We start from the raw sequence: 17,917 nt of genomic DNA, 5'->3' as shown, positions 1-17,917 counted from the left end.
ACATGTCGACGATCAGCCGACGATTCCAGCGCTTCGTGGGGCGCATGCACACCGAAGAGCGCGGCGACGTGCCCGGCTGGGTGCTGGTGACGCTCATGACCGCGGGCCTCGTGATCGTGATCTGGACGGTCGCGGGGCCGGCCCTCTCGGGCGTCTTCGAGCAGGCGATCGCGCGCGTCACCAGCTTCTGATGCGGCTGGCTGACGACCGGGGCTCGGCGGTCGCCGAGTTCACGATGGTCGCCGGCCTGCTCGTCGCGCTCGTGCTCTCGGTCATGCAGCTCGCGCTCGCGCTCCACGTGCGAGCGACCGTCGCCGACGCCGCCGCCGAGGGCGCTAGGCACGCGTCGCTCGTCGGCGCGGATGCGTCGGCCGGGGTTGTGCGCACTCGCGAGCTCATCACGACCGCGATCGGGCCCGACTACGCGCAGCAGGTCACGGCGTCGACAGCGACCGTCGCGGGGCTCGAGACGATCGAGATCCGCGTCGCAGCTCCCTTGCCGGTGTTCGGCCTCATCGGGCCGACGGCGCTGGAGGTCGCGGGCCATGCGCCGGTCGAGTCGCTGGGCTGAGCGGACGATGCCGGCCGTCCGTCGGTCGCGGCTCTGGACACGGCTTCGGCACCGGCTCCAGTTTCGGCACCGGCTGCGTCTCCTCGCCGACGACCGCGGCTCCGCGTCGCTCGAGTTCCTCACCGTCGGCGTCCTGCTGCTCGTGCCGCTCGTCTACCTCGTGCTCGCGCTCGGGCAGATCCAGCACGCGGTGCTCGGCATCGAGGGCGGCGCGCGGCACGCGGCGCGCGCGATCGCACAGGCCGACGGGCACGACGCCGGCCTCGCCGCCGCCGACCGCGCCATCCGCGTGGCGATCACCGACGCGGGCCTCAGCCCGGATGTGGTCTCGGTCGCCATCGCGTGCGAGCCGCGGCCGTCCGCGTGCGACACCCCGCGCGGCACGGTGAGCGTGCGCATCGATGCGACGGTGCCGCTGCCGCTCGCGCCGCCCGTGCTGCAGCTCGACGTCGGCCTCGGCGTCCCGGTCGCCGCGCACGCGCTCCAACCCGTGTCGGCCTTCGGAGGCGCGCCGTGACGCCGCGCCTCGAGCATCGCGTGCGTCAGGTGCTTCGCCGCCTCGCCCGCGAGGAGGACGGCTCGACGCTGCTGCTCGCGCTCGGCTTCGCCGTCCTCGCGCTCACGCTCATCATCGCGGTGACCGCCGCGACGAGCCTCCTCATCGAGCGCCGCCGCCTCTTCACCGTCGCCGACGGCGCGGCGCTCGCGGCCGCAGAGGCATTCGCGCTCGAGCAGGTCCGCTTCGACGGCGAGGCCGCGAGCCCCGAGCTCGCCGACGCAGCCGTCGACCGCGCCGCCGGCGACTGGGCTGCCCGAGCCGCGCAGGATCTCGCGGCCGTGCGCGTCGAGGGCGCTGCGGCCGACGCGCGGAGCGCAACCGTGACCGTCTCGAGCGCATGGCGCCCGCCGGTCGTCTCGCTCCTGCTGCCCGAAGGCATCCGCCTCGACGTCACCTCGACCGCGCGCGCCGTGTTCGTCGACTGAGCGCGCCGGCCCCCGCCGCCGACGGGCGCGCGGGTAGGCTCCTGCCATGAGCTGCCAACGCTAGCCCCGACCGGGGGCGGCGACCATCGAGAGGATCACCTCCATGCGCGGCATGCTCTGCGACACCCTGTTCGACGTCTTCGGCCACCGCATCTGCTGCGGCCGCATCCCCGAGTGGGCGGCGCGTGTCGGCCATCCCTGGCGGCCCGTCGGCGAAGCGCCGCTCAACCTCTACAACGTGCTCTGGCGCGCGCAGGAGTGGGTGCGCTCCGGCATGTCGGGCTAGGAGCGCCGGCGCCGCGCGGCGCTGCTCGCGGGCCGACCCTCAGTGCGGCCCGCGACCGGCGTCGCGCGGCTTCCGCGGCAGCCACCGCAGCAGCATCCCCGCGCCCAGCACGCACAGCGCGGCGAGCCCGCCGGCCGCCCACGCGATCGAGGCGACGGAGATGAGCAGCGAGATGAGCAGCGGCGCGGTCGCACCGCCCGCATCCGTCGTCAGGCGCCACGCGCCGAGGAACGGCGCGGGGTTCCGCGGATCGGCGAGGTCGGCGCCGAGCGTCATGAGGATGCCGGAGCCGAGCCCGTTGCCGAGCGCCATCACGATCGCCGCGACGACGAACCACATGACCGCCGCATCGAGGTCGTGCGAGACGGCGAGCAGCACGAACGAGGCGGCCATGAGGGCGAGCGACGGCACGACGCTCCACAGCCGCCCGAAGCGGTCCATCACCCAGCCGGAGATGAAGAACAGCGCGAAGTCGACGCCACCCGCGATGCCGATCACGAGGCCCGTCGTCACGCCGTCGAGCCCAATCGAGACGGCCCACAGGGGCAGCAGCACGTTGCGCGCCTGCCGCGCGAGCGCGAGCATCGCGGCGCCCACGCCGACCGTCGCGAGCACCCTCGCGTTCCGCCGCACGACCTGCCGGATACCCGTGCGCTCCTGGCGCAGCTCGATGACACCGGTCGTCACGGGCGTCCGCTCGAACGCCGACGAGGGGTCGGGCAGCACGATGAGCACGACGATCGCGACCACCGTGCCGATCGCGCAGATCACCCACACCGCGCTCAGGCCGAAGCCGAGCCCGAGCACGGCCGAGCCGATGAGGGGGCCGACGAACATGCCCATGCGGAAGATGCCGCCGAGCGTCGAGAGCGCCCGCGCGCGGAACCGCAGCGGCACGTACGTCGTCATGAACGCGTGCCTCGCGAGCGCGAACACCGCGTGCCCGAGGCCGAGCACGAAGATCGCGGCCCCGAGCATCCACCACTCGGTCGAGAAGAAGGCCAGGGCGATCGCGACGAGCACGAGCAGGCCAGCGCCGATCATCGTCGGGCGCTCGCCGAAGCGCGCGACGACCGAGCCGCCGGGCACGTCGCCGACGAGCTGGCCCACCGTGAGCATCGCCGCGACGACGGCGGCCACCGCGAGCGAGGCGCCGAGGTCGCCGGCGATGAGCGGGATGTAGGGGATGACGGCGCCCTCGCCGATCGCGAAGGCCGCGGTGGGCACGAAGGCGGCGCCCGCGACCCTCCGCCACGGGAACCGCTCCGACTGATCGACGCCGCTCACGCGCCCGAGCCTACGGGTGGTGGTCGGCGCGCGATCGGCGCTTCGGACGCCGACCGCCCCGCGCGGCGCCCGCCCAACGTCGGGTGCCCTGCGGAGGGTGGTCAGGACACGCCGCGCCGGCGTGGCCGCGGCCGGCGTGTCCTGACCACCCCCGGCCGCGCCGACGGCGTGTCGTGACCACCCACGGGATCGGCCAGCGGGCGGAGGAGAGGATGCGACGCGGTGCCGCCGCCCGGCCCCGCGTCGGTAGGCTGGTGGATCATGGCCGATCTCGACATCAGCGGCGCCATCGCCGAGCTGCGCTCCACGTTCTCCGACATCAAGGCGGTGCTCGACGAGGAGCGCCTGCGCGCCGACATCGCCCGGCTCTCGGAGGCGGCCGGCGCCCCTGACCTCTGGGACGACCCGGACGCCGCGCAGAAGGTGACGAGCCAGCTGAGCCACGCGCAGGCCGACCTCAAGCGCATCACCGAGACCGAGTCGCGCATCGACGACCTCGAGGTGCTCGTCGAGATGGCGAACGAGGAGGGCGACGAGGAGACGCAGGTCGAGGCCAAGAAGGAGCTCGCGAGCCTGCAGAAGCTCGTCTCCGAGCTCGAGGTGCGCACGCTCCTCGACGGCGAGTTCGACGAGCTGCCCGCGGTCGTCACGATCCGTGCGGGCGCCGGCGGCGTCGACGCGAGCGACTTCGCCGAGATGCTCCAGCGCATGTACCTGCGCTACGCCGAGCAGCACGGCATGCCCGTCACCGTCCACGAGACGAGCTACGCCGAGGAGGCGGGCATCAAGTCGACCTCGTTCGAGATCGACGCGCCCTACGCCTTCGGCAACCTCTCGGTCGAGGCCGGCACCCACCGCCTCGTGCGCATGAGCCCCTTCGGCGCCGCCGGCAAGCGCCAGACCTCGTTCGCCGCCGTCGAGGTCGTGCCGCTGTTCGAGCAGGTCGACGAGATCGAGGTGCCCGAGAACGACATCCGCGTCGATGTCTTCCGCTCGTCGGGCCCCGGCGGCCAGAGCGTGAACACGACCGACTCCGCGGTGCGCATCACGCACATCCCCACCGGCATCGTCGTCTCGATGCAGAACGAGAAGAGCCAGATCCAGAACCGCGCGGCCGCGATGCGCGTGCTGCAGAGCCGCCTCATGCTCGTCAAGCGCGAGGAGGAGGCGGCCCGCAAGAAGGAGCTCGCGGGCAACATCGCCGCGAGCTGGGGCGACCAGATGCGCTCGTACGTGCTCGCGCCGTACCAGATGGTCAAGGACCTCCGCACGCTCCACGAGGTCAACAACCCCAGCGCGGTCTTCGACGGCGACCTCGACGGCTTCATCGCCGCGGGCATCCGCTGGCGCAAGCGCCAGCAGCAGGAGACCGAGGACTGATCGTGGCCGGGGCCGCGAGCGAGGCGCAGGGCGCCGGCGTGCCGCAGACCGGCGCCGACTACCTCGCGAGCCTCGACGACGGCCGCGTCGTCGTCCACGACGGGCAGCCGGTCGACCGCGTGGCCGAGCACCCCGCGTTCGCCGGCGCCGCAGGCACGATCGCGGGCCTGTACGACGCGCTCCACGCCGAGGGGTCGGATGCGCTGCTCGCGCCGACCGCCGACGGCACGGGCCGCACGCACGCGTTCTGGGCGGTGCCCGCGACGCGCGACGACCTCCGCGCGCAGCGCGAGGCGATCCGGGCGTGGCAACGCTCCACGCGCGGCTGGATGGGCCGCACGCCCGAGTTCATGGGCAGCGTCGTCACGTCGATGGCCGCGCACCCGTCGTTCTTCGGCCGCTTCGAGGCCAACGTGCGCGCGATGCTCGACCGCGACCAGCGGGCCGTGACCCACTACGCGCAGGCGCTCGTCAATCCGCCGGTCGACCGCGAGCTGCCGCCCGACGAGGTGGGGGATGTCTTCCTGCACGTCGTGCGCGAGACCGACGACGGGGTCGTCATCCGCGGCGCGAAGGCCGTCGTGACGGGTGCCGCGACCGCGCAGCGCCTGCTCGTGTCGCACTTCGGCGGCGAGGTGCAGACCGACGCGTTCGCGTTCGCGGGCTCGGTCGCGGTCGGCACCCCCGGCATCCGCATCTACACGCGCGGCACGCCGGCCCGCGACGACCAGCCGCTCGCGCACCGCTTCGCCGAGCACGACGCGCTCGTGGTCTTCGACGATGTGCTCGTGCCGTGGGAGGACGTCGTGATCCGCGACGCCGAGACGATGGGCGCCTTCAACCGGGGCGCCGTCGGGTGGAACGCCCGGCTCGCGTTCCAGGCGGCGACGCGGCTCGAGGCCAAGCTCGAGCACATCGCCGGGCTCGCCGTGCGGGCCGCCGAGATCATGGGCATCGACGAGCGCCGAGGCGCGCAGGCGGCGCTCGGCGAGGTCATCGCCTTCCGCCACACCGTCGCGGGCCTGCGCGACGCGATGATCGAGCAGGCCGAGCCCTCGGGCGAGAGCATCGGCCCCGGCGTCGAGGCCGCGATGGCGTTCTCGGCGCTCGCGCCCGACGCCTACTCGCGCATGCGCGTCACCCTCGAGACGACCCTCTCGTCGGCGTTCGCGCACCTGCCGGTGCCCCTCGCATCCCTCGGCACCGAGGCGGTCGCGGGCGTCGAGCCGCTGCTGCGCGGCTCGGGCGGGGCGGATGCGCGCGAGCGGCTGAGCGTCATGGGCGAGCTGTGGGACGCGGTCGGCACGGGCTTCGGCGCTCGGCACGAGCTCTACGAGCGCAGCTACTGGGGCCAGCCGGAGCGCACGCACGTCGGCATCCTGGGGCTCGCGCGCGCCACCGGGCGCCTCGACGGCTGGCGGAGATGACGCCGCGCCGGGCGGGTGCCCGGCGTCGCGCGCGCATCGCCCGTAGCCTCGGTGGGTCATGATCCGGTTCGACGAGGTCTCGAAGACCTACTCCCGCAAGGCCCGCCCCGCCCTCGACGGCATCTCGCTCGAGATCCTCAAGGGCGAGTTCGTGTTCCTCGTCGGCGCCTCCGGCTCCGGCAAGTCCACGCTCATCCGCATGGTGCTCCGCGAGGAGACCCCCACGAGCGGCGAGGTGCACGTGCTCGGCCAGCGGCTGAAGGCCCTGCCGAGCCGCCGCGTGCCGTTCTTCCGCCGCAACCTCGGCGTCGTGTTCCAGGACTTCCGGCTGCTGGGCAACAAGACGGTCTACGAGAACGTCGCGTTCACGCTGCAGGTGATCGGCAAGAGCCGCGGCTTCATCTCGGAGGCCGTGCCCGACGTGCTCAAGATCGTCGGCCTCGCCGGGAAGGCCTCCCGCCTCCCGCACGAGCTCTCCGGCGGCGAGCAGCAGCGCGTCGCGATCGCGCGCGCGGTCGTCAACCGCCCGCCGATCCTGCTCGCCGACGAGCCCACCGGCAACCTCGACCCCTCGACGAGCGCCGGCATCATGGCGCTGCTCGCACGCATCAACGAGGGCGGCACGACGGTCGTGATGGCGACGCACGAGGCGTCGATCGTCGACCAGATGCAGAAGCGCGTCGTCGAGCTCGATGCGGGCGTCATCATGCGGGACGAGGCGCACGGCAGCTACCGCCGGCACCTGGTCGACCTCGACGACGACCTCGCGCCCGTGCCCGAGGAGGAGCTCGCGTGAGGCTGCAGCTGATCTCGCAGGAGGTCTGGAACGGACTGCGCCGCAACCTCTCGGTCGTGGTGTCGGTCGTGCTCGTCACCTTCATCTCCCTGTCGTTCGTCGGCGCGGCGATCCTGCTGCAGCTGCAGATCAACCAGATGAAGGGCTTCTGGTACGACCGCGCGCAGGTGGGCATCTACTTCTGCGGGCCGGTCGACGCGACCGAGACGTGCACGCAGACCGCGGCGACCCCCGAGCAGATCCAGGCGGTGCGGGATGTGCTCGAGGGCGGCGCGATCGCACCGTACGTCGCGCACGTGGAGTTCGAGGATCGCGAGCTGGCCTACGAGCACTTCATCGACCAGTTCGGCGGCACCGCCAGCGCGGAGTTCGCGAGCCCGGAGACGATGAACGAGGCGCTGTGGGTGCGCCCCGCGAACCCGGCCGACGCCGACCTCGTGCGGGAGGCGACCTCGACCCTGCCGGGGGTGCTCGAGGTGCGCGACCAGCGTGCGCTGCTCGAGCCGATCTTCCAGGTGCTCAACACCGCGAGCCTCGCGGCGATCGGCGTGGCGGTGCTCATGCTCGTCGCGGCGGTGCTGCTGATCTCGACGACCATCCGGCTCTCGGCGTTCTCGCGCAAGCGCGAGCTCGGCATCATGCGGCTCGTGGGCGCGTCGAACCGCTTCATCCAGACCCCCTTCATCATCGAGGGGGTGGTCGCGGCGCTCCTCGGGGCGGTGCTCGCCGCCGCATCGGTCGTCGGCATCGTGCACTTCTTCCTGCAGGGCTACGTCGCGCCCATGCTGCAGACGATCGCGATCGTGACGATCGACGACGCGCTGCTCGTCGCGCCCGTGCTCATCGGCATCGGCGTGCTCTTCGCGGGGGTCGCCGCGGCCGTCGCGATCCGCAGGTACTTGCGCATCTGACCCGGCCGGGTGCCGCTCGAGGCGCCGGTGGGGCTAGACTGGACGGCTGCCCGCCCGCCGGGCCGCCGCATCCGTCACCACCGACCCGTCTCACGACCCCGACACCAGGAGCCAGCCATGCCTCGCGAACAGGGCCACAAGGTCGTGGCGCAGAACCGCAAGGCGCGCCACGACTACACGATCGAGGATCGCGTCGAGGCGGGCCTCGTGCTCACCGGCACCGAGGTGAAGTCGCTGCGCGCCGGTCGCGCGTCGCTCGTCGACGGCTACGCGTACGTCGACGCCGGGGAGGCGTGGCTCGACGCCGTGCACATCCCCGAGTACGGGCAGGGCACGTGGACGAACCATCCGCCGCGCCGCAAGCGCAAGCTGCTGCTGCACAAGCACGAGATCGAGAAGCTCGCGGCGAAGGTGTCGCAGGGCGGCTACACGCTCGTGCCACTCTCGCTCTACTTCTCCGACGGCCGCGCCAAGGTCGAGCTCGCGGTGGCGAAGGGCAAGAAGGAGTACGACAAGCGGCACGCGCTGCGCGAGCGGCAGGACAAGCGCGAGGCCGAGCGCGCGATGCGCACGCGCAACCGCATGGGGGAGTAGCCCGTTCGACATCGGGCGCGCTCGACGATTGAATGGGGTCGCCGGCAGGGTTCACCCAGGACCGACCGGCGGAAGGCGATATGCGAGTCGGGATCCTCACCTCCGGCGGCGACTGCCCAGGGCTGAACGCCGTCATCCGCGCTGCCGTGCTCACGGGCATGGTGCACCACGGCCTCGAGTTCGTCGGCATCCGCGACGGCTACCGCGGCCTCAAGGAGGGCGACGTGCGCGTGCTCAACCGCTCGAGCGTGCGCGGCACCTCCCGCATCGGCGGCACGATCCTCGGCACGAGCCGCACGAACCCGTACGAGGGGGAGGGCGGCGGCGCCGCCGCGATCTCCGAGACGCTCGAGCGCCTCGGCATCGACGCGGTCATGGTGATCGGCGGCGAGGGCACCCTCGCGGCCGCGAACCGGCTCGCCGACGACGGGCTGCCGATCGTGGGCGTGCCGAAGACGATCGACAACGACCTCGATGCGACCGACTACACGTTCGGCTTCGACACCGCGGTGCAGATCGCGACCGAGGCCGGCGACCGGCTCCGCACCACGGGCGATTCGCACATGCGCTGCATGGTGCTCGAGGTCATGGGCCGCCACGTCGGCTGGATCGCGCTCCACACCGGCATCGCGACCGGCGCGCACGTCACCCTCATCCCCGAGCAGCCGCGGTCGATCGAGTGGATCTGCGAGTACGTGCAGTCGGTCTACGACCGCCGTCGAGCGCCGCTCGTCGTCGTCTCGGAGGGCTTCAGGCTCGAGGGGATGGAGGAGGAGTACTCCCGCAAGGGGCTCGATGCGTGGGGCCGCCCGCGGCTCGGCGGCATCGGCGAGGTGCTCGCGCCCATGATCGAGGAGCGCACCGGCATCGAGTCGCGCGCGACGGTGCTGGGGCACATCCAGCGGGGCGGCGCGCCCTCGGGCGCCGACCGCGTGCTCGCGACCCGCTTCGGCCTCGCGGCGATCGACGCGATCGTCGACCGCGCGTGGGGCTCGATGGTGTCGCTGCGCGGCACCGACATCGTGCGCGTGCGGATGGCGGAGGCGCTCGGCGACCTCAAGCGCGTGCCCGAGCACCGCTACCGCGAGGCCGAGCGGCTCTTCGGCTGAGGCCGCGGGGAGCGGGCGTTGCCCGCGGAGCCCCCACGCGGTAGCATGATGGGCTGGCCTCGGCCGGCACTTGGCAACTCAACAGCGTGCGACTCGCGACCCAGCACGGGGATGATCGGTTTCGACAGCGCCTCAGTCGCTGCGGGAAGCGGGTAGAGGATGCAGGGTCATCTCTTCAACGCCCCCTGCAAACCCATAGGTGCCAACGCAAAGCGCACCGACTTCGCCCTCGCTGCCTAAGCGAGCCTGAAGTCCGTCAGACCGGAGACGCCCTCGCTCCGGACCCTGGCGTCATCTTGAGGGCTTGCTGCGATGCTGCGTCACAGGGCATCGCGGGACTTTCTCTGTGACTGGGCTCGTCGACCTAGGTGCTCAGGACAAAGGTCGGAGCCGAGCAGAACGCCACGCCTGAGCTGCACCCGGAGAAGCCGCACGGTCCGAGCGTTGGACGGGGGTTCGATTCCCCCCATCTCCACCATCGGCCGCGAGTCGCACGTTGTTGACCAAGTGATCAATTCCTCGCTCCGCTTGGGTAGGCTGATGCCGTCCTGAACTGCGAGGAGGCAGCAGCGTGAGCGAGTACCGGGTCACCGATCCCTACACCGGCCAGGTCGTCAAGGAGTATCCGACGGCGACCGACGACGAGATCCGCGCCGCGATCGAGCGGGCGCAGACGGCCTACGGCACGTGGTCGTCCACGCCGCTGGCCGAGCGCGCCGCGATCATCGGCAGAGCGGCAGCGGCGTTCGCCGAGCGCAGCCGCGAGCTCGCCGAGATCATCCGCACCGAGATGGGCAAGCCGCTCGCGCAGGGCGTGGGCGAGGCCGAGTTCTCGGCCGACATCATCCAGTACTACGTCGACAACGCCGAGGCCTTCCTCGCCGACGAGGTGCTGACCACGAACTCCGGCGCCGACGCGCGCGTCGTGAAGTCGTCGCAGGGCGTGATCCTCGGCATCATGCCGTGGAACTACCCCTACTACCAGGTGGCGCGCTTCGCGTTCCCCAACCTCATCCTCGGCAACACCGTGCTGCTCAAGCACGCGCCGCAGTGCCCGTGGTCGGCGACGACGATCGCCGAGATCCTCGCCGAGGCGGGCCTGCCCGAGGGTGCGTACGAGAACATCTTCGCGACCAACGAGCAGATCGCCGAGATCGTCATCCCCGACCCGCGCGTGCGCGGCGTCTCGCTCACCGGCTCCGAGCGCGCAGGCGCGGCGGTCGCCGAGGTCGCGGGCCGCAACCTCAAGAAGGTCGTGCTCGAGCTCGGCGGCAGCGACCCCTTCGTCGTGCTCTCGGCCGACGACATGGATGCGGTGGTGCAGTCGGCGCTCGACGCGCGCATGGAGAACTCCGGCCAGGCATGCAACGCCTCGAAGCGCTTCATCGTGATCGACGAGCTCTACGACGAGTTCTCGCAGAAGCTCGGCGCCGCGATCGCGGACCTGCCGGTGGGCGAGGCGGAGGACGAGGACGCAGCCGTCGGCGCCCTCTCGTCGCAGGCCGCCGCGGACCGGCTGCGCTCGCAGGTGCAGTCGGCGCTCGGCGAGGGCGCGCAGGTGCTCGCGGGCTCCGTCGAGGAGTCGGGCGACACGCGCGTGCGGCCCGCGCTGCTCGGCGGTGTGACCGAGCAGATGGGTGCGTACCGCGAGGAGCTCTTCGGGCCCATCGGCACCGTCTACCGCGCGAAGGACGTCGACGACGCCGTGCGCATCGCGAACGACACCCCGTTCGGCCTCGGCGCGCGCGTGTGGTGCAACGACCCCGAGCTCGCGCTCGCGATCGCCGACCGCATCGACGCCGGCATGGTCGCGATCAACGACGCCGGCGCCGAGGACTACGACATGCCCTTCGGCGGCACCAAGCGCTCGGGCTTCGGCCGCGAGCTCGGGCCGCACGGCATGGAGGAGTTCATGAACAAGAAGCTCGTCGTCCGACCCTGACTCAGCGCAGCCAGCGACGCAGCCTCGATCGCTCGGCCCGGGCCCGCACGGGCTCGAGCCGGGCGATCGCCGCGTCCGCGGCGGCCTGCGCGCGAGCGTGGAGCAGGCCGTAGGTGAAGGCGCTCTCGCCGGCGAGGTGCGCCGGCATCGCCAGCCGCCGCAGCACCGCGCGCGCGACGACCGCATCCTGCACGTCGCCGAGCAGCGTCTGCAGCTCCTGCGCGGCGCCGGCGAGCAGCGCGGCGGGTTCGCCGTAGGCGGGCTCGGCGAGCTCGGCCGCGTAGCGCACGCGCTTCACGGCACGGCGGGCGGCGTGCAGCCTCGCCTCGCGCTCGGCTCCCGTCGCCTCGTCGGCGCGCGCGAGCCGGCGGCGCATGCGGCGCAGGTCGCGGCGGATGCGCGGGGCGAGCACGTCGTGCACGGCGCCCGCCGCCCGGGGCGTCCATCGCGGCGCCTCGGCGAGTGCCGCGAGCGCGTCCATCAGCGCGAAGTATCGGCTCGAGCGCATGGCCTCGAGCACGAGCGCGTGCGCATCGCGGCGCTCGGCAGCGAGGGCGGCATCGATGCGCGCGGCGACGGGCCCGATCACTTGCTCGCCGGGCTCGCTCGCCAGCTGCTCGGCCAGGCGCCGGCGCTGCACCTCGAGATCGCGCGCCTCGCCGAGCGCGCGGCCGAGCCACCCGAGCTCGGCGCGCAGGGGCTCGGTGCGCTCCCGCTCGAGCAGGGGACGGGCGGTCGCGAGGAGGCCGCGCAGCCGTCGCACCTCGACGCGCATCCGGTGCACCGCCTCCTCGACGTCTGCGCGCACGAGCGGATCGAGCGTGCGCAGGCTCGCGACGAGCCGCTGCAGCCGCGGCCCGACGAGCGCGTGCGCGGGGCTGTCGGGGCCTACCTCGACCGAGGGGACGGCGGCGGGCGCCATCGCGGGCAGCAGCCGCGTGAGCTTCGCCGCGGCCGCGGGTGCATGGCCGCCGGCATCCCGAAGGCTCGCGACGACCGCGTCGAGCTGCTGCGGCTCGCCGTCGACGAGCTCCGCCTCCCACTCGCGCCACGCATCGCGCGTGCCCGCTGCCGCGCCGAGCCCCTCGGCGGTCACGCGGTCGTCGGCGACCTCGACGAGCTCGCGACCGGCGGCGTCGCGCAGCCGATGCACCGTGCGCAGGGTCGCGATGCGCGCGACGGGCACGAGCTCGCGCCCCCGGGCTGCCAGGGCCACGGCATCCTGCAGCGCCTCGGGCACCGCGTCGGCGTCGCCGAGCGGCAGCTGCAGCTCCTCGCGGTGCTGCGCGTCGACGGCGATCTTGACGTGCCAGCCCGCGTCGTCGCCGCCCGTGCGGCGCCGCAGCACGATGCCTGCGGCGGCGAGCGCGCCGTCCTCGGTGTCGAGGTAGGTCGCCTCGAGCCGCAGCTCGCGGGGCGGATCGACGCTCGCGACCCCGGGGACCGCGGCGAGCGGCGGGAGCGCGGCAGCCGCATCCGCCTCGAGCTTCACCTCGATCTCGCGCTCGCGCGCCACCGTGCCGGGCGTCACCGTGCCGGGCACCACCGCGCCGGACGCCACCGCGCCGGGCACCACCGTGCCGGGCGCCACCGAGTCGGGCTGCGACGGCTGCGGCACGGCTGCGCGCCCGGTCAGACGACCGTGCCGGTCATGGGGCGCCCGTCGGCGGCCCACGCGAGCGTGCCGCCCGCGACGTTGACCGCGTCGCGCCCCTGCTGCTCGAGGTAGGCGACGACCTGCGCGCTGCGCGCACCCGAGCGGCAGATGACGGCCGCGCCGTCGGGGACCTCGTCGAGGCGCTCGACGATCTCGCCCATCGGGATGTGCAGCGCGCCCTCGGCGTGGCCGAGCTGCCACTCGTGCGGCTCGCGCACGTCGACGAGCGGGCGGTCCTGGACCTCGGCGGGGGTGACGTCTCGCATGCATCGAGGCTACCGAAGCCGGGCCTACCGGACGCGCGTGCGCCCAGGCATCATGGCGCCCATGGATGTGCGCACCGTGCTCTGGTTCGACGGCCGGATCGAGGAGGCCGCCGAGCGCTACGTCTCGCTCGTGCCGGGCTCGGCGATCACCGGCATCACCCGCTATCCCGATGGCGACGACCCGTGGCCGGGCGAGCACCGGCCGGGCGAGGCGCTCACCGTCGACCTGCACCTCAGCGGCGTGCCGTACCAGCTGCTGAACGGCGGCCCGCAGTTCCCGCAGTCGGAGGCGGTGTCGATCGCGGTGACCGTCGACGGGCAGGCAGAGGTCGACCGGCTGTGGGATGCGCTCGTCGCCGACGGCGGCGAGGAGTCGATGTGCGGGTGGTGCCGCGACCGCTACGGCGTCTCGTGGCAGGTCATCCCCAAGCAGCTCGGCGAGCTCATGCAGGGGCCGAACGGCATGGCGGTCACGCGGGCGATGCTCGGCATGCGCAAGCTCGACGTCGCCGCGCTCGAGGCCGCCGCGGCGGGCTGAGCCGCGCGGCCAGGCGCCACTCAGCGCGCGAGGCGCTCGAGCAGCTGCGCGTGCAGGTGGCCGTTCGTCGCGAGCGCCGAGCCGTGCCACGGGCCCGCCTCGCCGGTCACCGCCGTGAACGTGCCGCCCGCCTCCTCGATCACCGGCACGAGCGCCGCCATGTCGTAGGGCTGCAGGTCGAACTCGGCGACCGCATCCACCTTGCCCTCGGCGAGCAGCATGTAGCTCCACGCGTCGCCGTAGGAGCGCGCGCGCCACACGTCGCGCTGCAGGGCGACCAGCTGGTCGATCCGGCCCGCGCCGTCCCAGCCCTGGATGGAGTTGTACGACAGCGCCGACTCGGCGAGGTCGGCGACGCCCGAGACGCGGATGGGCTGCGGCGCATCGTCGGCGGGCGTCCGCTTCCACGCGCCGCCGCCGGCCGCTGCCCACCAGCGGGCGCCGAGCGCGGGGGAGGAGACGACGCCCACGACCGGGCGACCGTCGACGACGAGCGCGATGAGCGTCGCCCAGATGGGCGCGCCCCGGAGGAAGTGCGCGGTGCCGTCGATCGGGTCGATGACCCACTGCCGGCGCGCGTCGCCCGACGTGCCGTACTCCTCGCCGAAGATCGCGTCGTCGGGGCGCTCGGCCTCGAGCACGTCACGGATGCGGCGCTCGACCGCGCGGTCGGCGTCGGTCACGAACGTCGTGTCGGGCTTCGTCGCGATCTCGAGGTCCTGCGCGCCGAAGCGCGCCATCGAGATGGCGTCGGCGTCATCGGCCAGCCGCAGGGCGAGGGCAAGGTCGTCGTCGTAGCTGCTCACCGCTCCAGCGTACGGCGCGGCTACTCCTCGTGGCGCTCGGCGCGGGCGGCCACGAGCGTGCCGAGCAGTCGCTGCATCGAGTCGACGCGGCGAGGCTCCAGCCGGCCGTCCGCGGCCGCAGCGGCGAGCTCGCAGTACTCCTCGGTGGCGAGATGGGTGCACCCGCGCGGGCAGTCCTCGGCGACCTCCGCGAGGTCGGGGAAGCCGCGCAGCACGTTCGCGGTCGCGACGTGGCCGAGGCCGAAGGAGCGCACGCCGGGGGTGTCGATGATCCAGCCGTCGCCGAGCCGGAACGACACCGTCGATGACGACGTGTGGCGGCCGCGGCCCGTGACCGCGTTGACGTGACCGACGGCGCGCCCCGCGCTCGGCACGAGCGCGTTCACGAGCGTCGACTTGCCGACGCCCGAGTGGCCGACCGCCACCGTCGTGAGGCCGTCGAGCCGCTCGCGCAGCGCCTCGACCGGCGGGTCGTCGATCGACGAGCGCCACACCTCGATGCCGAGCCCCTCGAAGGCCGCGAGGAACGGCGCCGGGTCGGCGACATCCGTCTTCGTCATGACGAGCACCGGGTGGATGCCGGCGTCGTAGGCCGCGACGAGGAAGCGGTTGACCATGCCGGCGCGCGGCGGCGGGTCGGCGGAGGCGACCACCATGAGCATGACGTCGGCGTTCGCCACGATCACGCGCTCGACGAGATCGGCGTCGTCGGCCGAGCGTCGCAGCACCGTCGTGCGCGGTTGGATCCGCACGATGCGGGCGAGCGAGCCCGTCTCGCCGCTCGTGTCGCCCACCACGTCGACCCGGTCGCCCGCGACGATCGACTGCTTGCGCAGCTCCCGCGCCCGCGCGGCGGTCACGACCGCCTCGTCGGGCTCGCCGACCCGCACCGCGAGCCGGTAGCGCCCCCGATCGACGCCGGTGACGATGCCCGTCACCGCATCCTCGTGCTCGGGCCGCTGCTTGGTGCGGGGGCGGTTGGCCTTGGGGTTCGGCCGCTCGCGCACGCTGGTCTCGTCGTACTCGTCGTACGGGTCGTCGTAGTCGCCGAGCCAGCTCACGCGTCAGCCCTGCGCCGGGTCGAGGTCGCGGCCGGCGAGCATCGCCGCCCACAGCTCGGGGAACTCGGGGATGGTCTTCGCCGTGGCGGCGATGTCGTCCACCTCGACGCCGGGCACGCGCAGGCCGATCACGGCGCCTGCGGTGGCGATGCGGTGGTCGTCGTAGGCGCCCCACGGGCCGCCCGCGAGCGGTGCGGGCTCGATGCGGATGCCGTCGGGCAGCTCGATCGCGGTGCCGCCGAGCGCGGTGATGTCGTCGACGAGCGCGCGGATCCGGTCGGTCTCGTGCCCGCGCGTGTGGCCGATGCCGGTCACCTCGACGGGCGCCGTCGCGAGCGCGCCGAGCGCGACGATCGTGGGGGAGAGCTCGCCCGCCGCGTGCATGTCGAGCGTCGCGCCGGGGATCGGGCCGCCGCTCGCCTCGACGATGAGCGTGCCGCGCGAGACGCGGCTCGTGGCGCCGAAGGCGTGCAGCAGCTCGGGCAGCATGCGCCCCACCTGGGTGGTCTGGAGCGGCCAGCCGTCGAGCACGACCCGGCCGCCCACCGCGACGACGGCGGCGAGGAACGGCGCGGCGTTCGAGAGGTCGGGCTCGATCTGCTCGTCGAGCGCCGCGATCGGGCCCGGCTCGACCCGCCACGTCGCCTCGCCCGTCGCTGCGGCGTCGACCCCGCGCCGGCGCAGCGCGTCGAGCGTCATCTCGATGTGCGGGATCGACGGCAGCCGCTCGCCCTCGTGGCGCAGCGTGATGCCCTCGTCGAAGCGCGGCGCCGCGAGCAGCAGCGCCGAGACGAACTGGCTCGAGGCGCTCGCGTCGATCGTCAGCTCGCCCCCGCGCACGCCGCCGGCGCCGAGCACCGTGAACGGCAGCCTCGGCTCGTCGGCGTCGACGCGCACGCCCAGCGCACGCAGCGCCTCCACGACCTGGTCCATCGGCCGGAGCCGCGCGTGCGGGTCGCCGTCGAACGAGACGGGTCCGTCGCCGAGCGCCGCGACGAACGGCAGGAAGCGCATCGCGGTGCCCGCGAGGCCGCAGTCGACGTGCCCGCCGCCGACGACGGGGCCGGGCTCGATCACGAGGTCGGGGCCGAACGCGCCGTCGCCCGGCGCCTCGCGGATGCCCGCCCCGAGCGTGCGCAGCCCCTCGACCATGATCGTCGCGTCGCGGCTGCGCAGCGGCCGGTGCAGCGTCGACGGCCCGTCGGCGAGCGCCGCGAGCAGCAGCGCCCGGTTCGTCAGGCTCTTCGACCCCGGCAGCTGCACGCGCGCGTCGAGGCGGGCGGATGCGGTGGGTGCGGTCCAGGGGCGGGAATGATCGGCGTGGCTCATCGGTTGCAATCTATCGGTCGGGATGCGAGGAGGAGGAGGTGCCGGTGGCCACTGCGACGATCGACGCGCGCGCCGCGACACTAGACTCTGCCGCGATGACCAGTGACGAGGCCCAGGCCGACGAGACGGGCGCCGCGCGCCGCGACGACTTCGCCGAGCAGGCGATGCAGTACGCAGACCAGCTCTACGCGGCGGCGATGCGCATGACCCGCAACCCCGCCGATGCTGCCGACCTCGTGCAGGAGACGCTGCTGAAGGCCTACGCGGCCTACGGCTCGTTCAAGCCCGGCACCAACCTGCGCGCCTGGCTCTACCGCATCCAGACCAACACCTACATCAACACCTATCGCAAGCAGCAGCGACGCCCGTACGAGGCGGCGCTCGACGACATGGAGGAGTGGCAGATCGGCGACGCCGAGTCGGTCTCCTCCACGACGACGCGCAGCGCCGAGGCGGAGGCGATCCACCGGATGCCGTCCGGGATCGTGAAGGATGCGCTGCAGCAGGTGCCCGTGGACTTCCGCATGGCGGTCTACTGGGTCGACGTCGAGGGCCTCAGCTACGCCGAGACCGCCGAGGTCATGGAGACCCCCGTCGGCACCGTCATGAGCCGCCTGCATCGCGGCCGGAAGCTGCTGCGCGGGCTGCTGGCCGACTACGCGCGCGAGCAGGGCATCGACGTGCCGGAGAGCACCACGAAGGAGAAGAAGCCGTGAGCACGGTTGAAGCCAAGAAGAGCTGCACCGAGGCGAGGGCAGCCCTGGAGGAGTACCTCCACAACGAGCTGCGCGCCGAGGACGCCGCCGACGTGCGCGCCCACCTCGCGACCTGCGAGGAGTGCTCGGCCGAGCACCACGTGGGCGAGATGCTCACCGCGGCGCTCCAGGGCGCGTGCAAGGACCGCGCGCCGGAGGAGCTGCGCGAGCGCCTGCTCGCGAGCCTGCGCGCCGCGCGCGACCAGCACAGCTGATCG

At 73.4% G+C, this 17,917-nt stretch carries 21 protein-coding genes and 1 other RNA gene; 16 read left to right on the top strand and 6 right to left on the bottom strand.

The window, feature by feature from the left end:
- The first annotated feature begins 2 nt into the window (after nucleotides 1-2).
- The 5 genes from BLT67_RS02825 (at nucleotide 3) to BLT67_RS02805 (ending at nucleotide 1,841) form a co-directional block, all read left to right on the top strand.
- On the top strand, nucleotides 3-191 hold the full coding sequence (locus BLT67_RS02825; RefSeq protein ID WP_092665631.1) for a hypothetical protein: 189 nt from the start codon (nucleotides 3-5) through the stop codon (nucleotides 189-191).
- The gene (locus tag BLT67_RS02820) at nucleotides 191-571 is read left to right on the top strand and encodes a TadE family protein (protein ID WP_172801965.1); all 381 of its coding nucleotides are present in this window, start codon (nucleotides 191-193) and stop codon (nucleotides 569-571) included. Before BLT67_RS02825 ends, BLT67_RS02820 begins: the two co-directional genes overlap by 1 nt.
- Before the next feature lie 7 nt (nucleotides 572-578).
- Nucleotides 579-1,088 carry a hypothetical protein gene (locus tag BLT67_RS02815; protein WP_231945550.1) on the top strand — a complete coding sequence of 170 codons (510 nt, stop codon included), beginning with the start codon at nucleotides 579-581 and terminating at the stop codon, nucleotides 1,086-1,088.
- Nucleotides 1,085-1,555, top strand: a complete 471-nt coding sequence (locus BLT67_RS02810; RefSeq protein ID WP_092665630.1) for a pilus assembly protein TadG-related protein — start codon at nucleotides 1,085-1,087, stop codon at nucleotides 1,553-1,555. The genes BLT67_RS02815 and BLT67_RS02810 overlap by 4 nt, the downstream gene beginning before the upstream one ends.
- A 103-nt stretch (nucleotides 1,556-1,658) precedes the next feature.
- Entirely contained in the window at nucleotides 1,659-1,841 is a 183-nt protein-coding gene (locus BLT67_RS02805) for a hypothetical protein (RefSeq protein WP_092665629.1), read from the top strand.
- 39 nt (nucleotides 1,842-1,880) lie between these two features.
- On the opposite strand, the gene BLT67_RS02800 is transcribed toward BLT67_RS02805, so the two are convergent.
- Entirely contained in the window at nucleotides 1,881-3,128 is a 1,248-nt protein-coding gene (locus tag BLT67_RS02800) for an MFS transporter (protein WP_092665628.1), read from the bottom strand.
- Nucleotides 3,129-3,389: 261 nt separating this feature from the next.
- Here BLT67_RS02800 and prfB point away from each other — a divergent pair, with 261 nt between their 5' ends.
- From prfB to BLT67_RS02760, 8 genes are all read left to right on the top strand, one after another.
- Nucleotides 3,390-4,508 carry a peptide chain release factor 2 gene (prfB, locus tag BLT67_RS02795; RefSeq protein ID WP_092665627.1) on the top strand — a complete coding sequence of 373 codons (1,119 nt, stop codon included), beginning with the start codon at nucleotides 3,390-3,392 and terminating at the stop codon, nucleotides 4,506-4,508.
- A 2-nt stretch (nucleotides 4,509-4,510) separates the two neighbouring features.
- Entirely contained in the window at nucleotides 4,511-5,935 is a 1,425-nt protein-coding gene (locus BLT67_RS02790; RefSeq protein WP_092665626.1) for a 4-hydroxyphenylacetate 3-hydroxylase N-terminal domain-containing protein, read from the top strand.
- Between the two features lie 58 nt (nucleotides 5,936-5,993).
- Complete coding sequence (gene ftsE / locus BLT67_RS02785; RefSeq protein ID WP_092665625.1) at nucleotides 5,994-6,731, top strand: cell division ATP-binding protein FtsE; 738 nt, start codon at nucleotides 5,994-5,996, stop codon at nucleotides 6,729-6,731.
- Nucleotides 6,728-7,642 carry a permease-like cell division protein FtsX gene (ftsX, locus tag BLT67_RS02780; protein WP_092665624.1) on the top strand — a complete coding sequence of 305 codons (915 nt, stop codon included), beginning with the start codon at nucleotides 6,728-6,730 and terminating at the stop codon, nucleotides 7,640-7,642. Before ftsE ends, ftsX begins: the two co-directional genes overlap by 4 nt.
- A gap of 117 nt (nucleotides 7,643-7,759) precedes the next feature.
- Entirely contained in the window at nucleotides 7,760-8,236 is a 477-nt protein-coding gene (smpB, locus tag BLT67_RS02775; RefSeq protein WP_092665623.1) for an SsrA-binding protein SmpB, read from the top strand.
- 80 nt (nucleotides 8,237-8,316) lie between these two features.
- On the top strand, nucleotides 8,317-9,345 hold the full coding sequence (locus BLT67_RS02770) for an ATP-dependent 6-phosphofructokinase (RefSeq protein ID WP_092665622.1): 1,029 nt from the start codon (nucleotides 8,317-8,319) through the stop codon (nucleotides 9,343-9,345).
- Nucleotides 9,346-9,452: 107 nt separating this feature from the next.
- Nucleotides 9,453-9,823, top strand: a transfer-messenger RNA (tmRNA) gene (gene ssrA / locus BLT67_RS02765).
- A 93-nt stretch (nucleotides 9,824-9,916) separates the two neighbouring features.
- The gene (locus BLT67_RS02760) at nucleotides 9,917-11,287 is read left to right on the top strand and encodes an aldehyde dehydrogenase family protein (protein ID WP_092665621.1); all 1,371 of its coding nucleotides are present in this window, start codon (nucleotides 9,917-9,919) and stop codon (nucleotides 11,285-11,287) included.
- Nucleotide 11,288: 1 nt separating this feature from the next.
- Here the strand turns inward: BLT67_RS02760 and BLT67_RS02755 are convergent, their stop codons facing one another.
- Together BLT67_RS02755 and BLT67_RS13500 are read right to left on the bottom strand one after the other, a co-directional pair.
- Complete coding sequence (locus BLT67_RS02755) at nucleotides 11,289-12,905, bottom strand: CYTH and CHAD domain-containing protein (protein WP_172801964.1); 1,617 nt, start codon at nucleotides 12,903-12,905, stop codon at nucleotides 11,289-11,291.
- 14 nt (nucleotides 12,906-12,919) lie between these two features.
- A complete protein-coding gene (locus tag BLT67_RS13500; RefSeq protein WP_172801963.1) occupies nucleotides 12,920-13,210 on the bottom strand; it encodes a rhodanese-like domain-containing protein in 291 nt (96 codons plus the stop codon).
- 61 nt (nucleotides 13,211-13,271) lie between these two features.
- On the opposite strand from BLT67_RS13500, the gene BLT67_RS02750 reads away from it, so the two are divergent.
- Complete coding sequence (locus tag BLT67_RS02750; RefSeq protein ID WP_092665619.1) at nucleotides 13,272-13,748, top strand: VOC family protein; 477 nt, start codon at nucleotides 13,272-13,274, stop codon at nucleotides 13,746-13,748.
- Between the two features lie 20 nt (nucleotides 13,749-13,768).
- Here BLT67_RS02750 and BLT67_RS02745 read toward each other — a convergent pair whose 3' ends face one another.
- Genes BLT67_RS02745 through aroA form a run of 3 tightly spaced genes read right to left on the bottom strand, consistent with a single transcriptional unit; the run spans nucleotide 13,769 to nucleotide 16,944 of the window.
- Nucleotides 13,769-14,554 carry an inositol monophosphatase family protein gene (locus tag BLT67_RS02745; RefSeq protein WP_231945549.1) on the bottom strand — a complete coding sequence of 262 codons (786 nt, stop codon included), beginning with the start codon at nucleotides 14,552-14,554 and terminating at the stop codon, nucleotides 13,769-13,771.
- A 20-nt stretch (nucleotides 14,555-14,574) separates the two neighbouring features.
- On the bottom strand, nucleotides 14,575-15,615 hold the full coding sequence (gene rsgA / locus BLT67_RS02740) for a ribosome small subunit-dependent GTPase A (protein WP_092665618.1): 1,041 nt from the start codon (nucleotides 15,613-15,615) through the stop codon (nucleotides 14,575-14,577).
- 3 nt (nucleotides 15,616-15,618) lie between these two features.
- Nucleotides 15,619-16,944: a 3-phosphoshikimate 1-carboxyvinyltransferase gene (gene aroA, locus BLT67_RS02735; RefSeq protein WP_092665617.1), complete on the bottom strand. Its 1,326-nt coding sequence runs from the start codon at nucleotides 16,942-16,944 to the stop codon at nucleotides 15,619-15,621.
- A gap of 95 nt (nucleotides 16,945-17,039) precedes the next feature.
- Here aroA and BLT67_RS02730 point away from each other — a divergent pair, with 95 nt between their 5' ends.
- Together BLT67_RS02730 and BLT67_RS02725 are read left to right on the top strand one after the other, a co-directional pair.
- The gene (locus BLT67_RS02730) at nucleotides 17,040-17,660 is read left to right on the top strand and encodes a sigma-70 family RNA polymerase sigma factor (RefSeq protein WP_092665616.1); all 621 of its coding nucleotides are present in this window, start codon (nucleotides 17,040-17,042) and stop codon (nucleotides 17,658-17,660) included.
- Nucleotides 17,657-17,914 (top strand): zf-HC2 domain-containing protein, encoded by a 258-nt coding sequence (locus BLT67_RS02725; RefSeq protein WP_092665615.1) that lies wholly within the window; start codon nucleotides 17,657-17,659, stop codon nucleotides 17,912-17,914. Before BLT67_RS02730 ends, BLT67_RS02725 begins: the two co-directional genes overlap by 4 nt.
- Nucleotides 17,915-17,917: the final 3 nt, after the last annotated feature.

This window comes from Agrococcus carbonis (genome assembly GCF_900104705.1).
GTDB classification, from domain to species: domain Bacteria; phylum Actinomycetota; class Actinomycetes; order Actinomycetales; family Microbacteriaceae; genus Agrococcus; species Agrococcus carbonis.
The sequence above is the reverse complement of the archived record's forward strand: the minus strand, read 5'-3'. Positions and strand labels throughout refer to the sequence as shown.

Excerpts from the sequence above, each read along its gene's own strand:
- BLT67_RS02825 (WP_092665631.1), top strand. The coding sequence starts at position 3 with ATGTCGACGATCAGCCGACGATTCCAGCGCTTCGTGGGGCGCATGCAC.
- BLT67_RS02820 (WP_172801965.1), top strand. The coding sequence starts at position 191 with ATGCGGCTGGCTGACGACCGGGGCTCGGCGGTCGCCGAGTTCACGATG.
- BLT67_RS02815 (WP_231945550.1), top strand. The coding sequence starts at position 579 with ATGCCGGCCGTCCGTCGGTCGCGGCTCTGGACACGGCTTCGGCACCGG.
- BLT67_RS02805 (WP_092665629.1), top strand. The coding sequence starts at position 1,659 with ATGCGCGGCATGCTCTGCGACACCCTGTTCGACGTCTTCGGCCACCGC.
- prfB (WP_092665627.1), top strand. The coding sequence starts at position 3,390 with ATGGCCGATCTCGACATCAGCGGCGCCATCGCCGAGCTGCGCTCCACG.
- ftsE (WP_092665625.1), top strand. The coding sequence starts at position 5,994 with ATGATCCGGTTCGACGAGGTCTCGAAGACCTACTCCCGCAAGGCCCGC.
- smpB (WP_092665623.1), top strand. The coding sequence starts at position 7,760 with ATGCCTCGCGAACAGGGCCACAAGGTCGTGGCGCAGAACCGCAAGGCG.
- BLT67_RS02770 (WP_092665622.1), top strand. The coding sequence starts at position 8,317 with ATGCGAGTCGGGATCCTCACCTCCGGCGGCGACTGCCCAGGGCTGAAC.
- BLT67_RS13500 (WP_172801963.1), bottom strand. The coding sequence starts at position 13,210 with ATGCGAGACGTCACCCCCGCCGAGGTCCAGGACCGCCCGCTCGTCGAC.
- BLT67_RS02750 (WP_092665619.1), top strand. The coding sequence starts at position 13,272 with ATGGATGTGCGCACCGTGCTCTGGTTCGACGGCCGGATCGAGGAGGCC.
- aroA (WP_092665617.1), bottom strand. The coding sequence starts at position 16,944 with ATGAGCCACGCCGATCATTCCCGCCCCTGGACCGCACCCACCGCATCC.
- BLT67_RS02730 (WP_092665616.1), top strand. The coding sequence starts at position 17,040 with ATGACCAGTGACGAGGCCCAGGCCGACGAGACGGGCGCCGCGCGCCGC.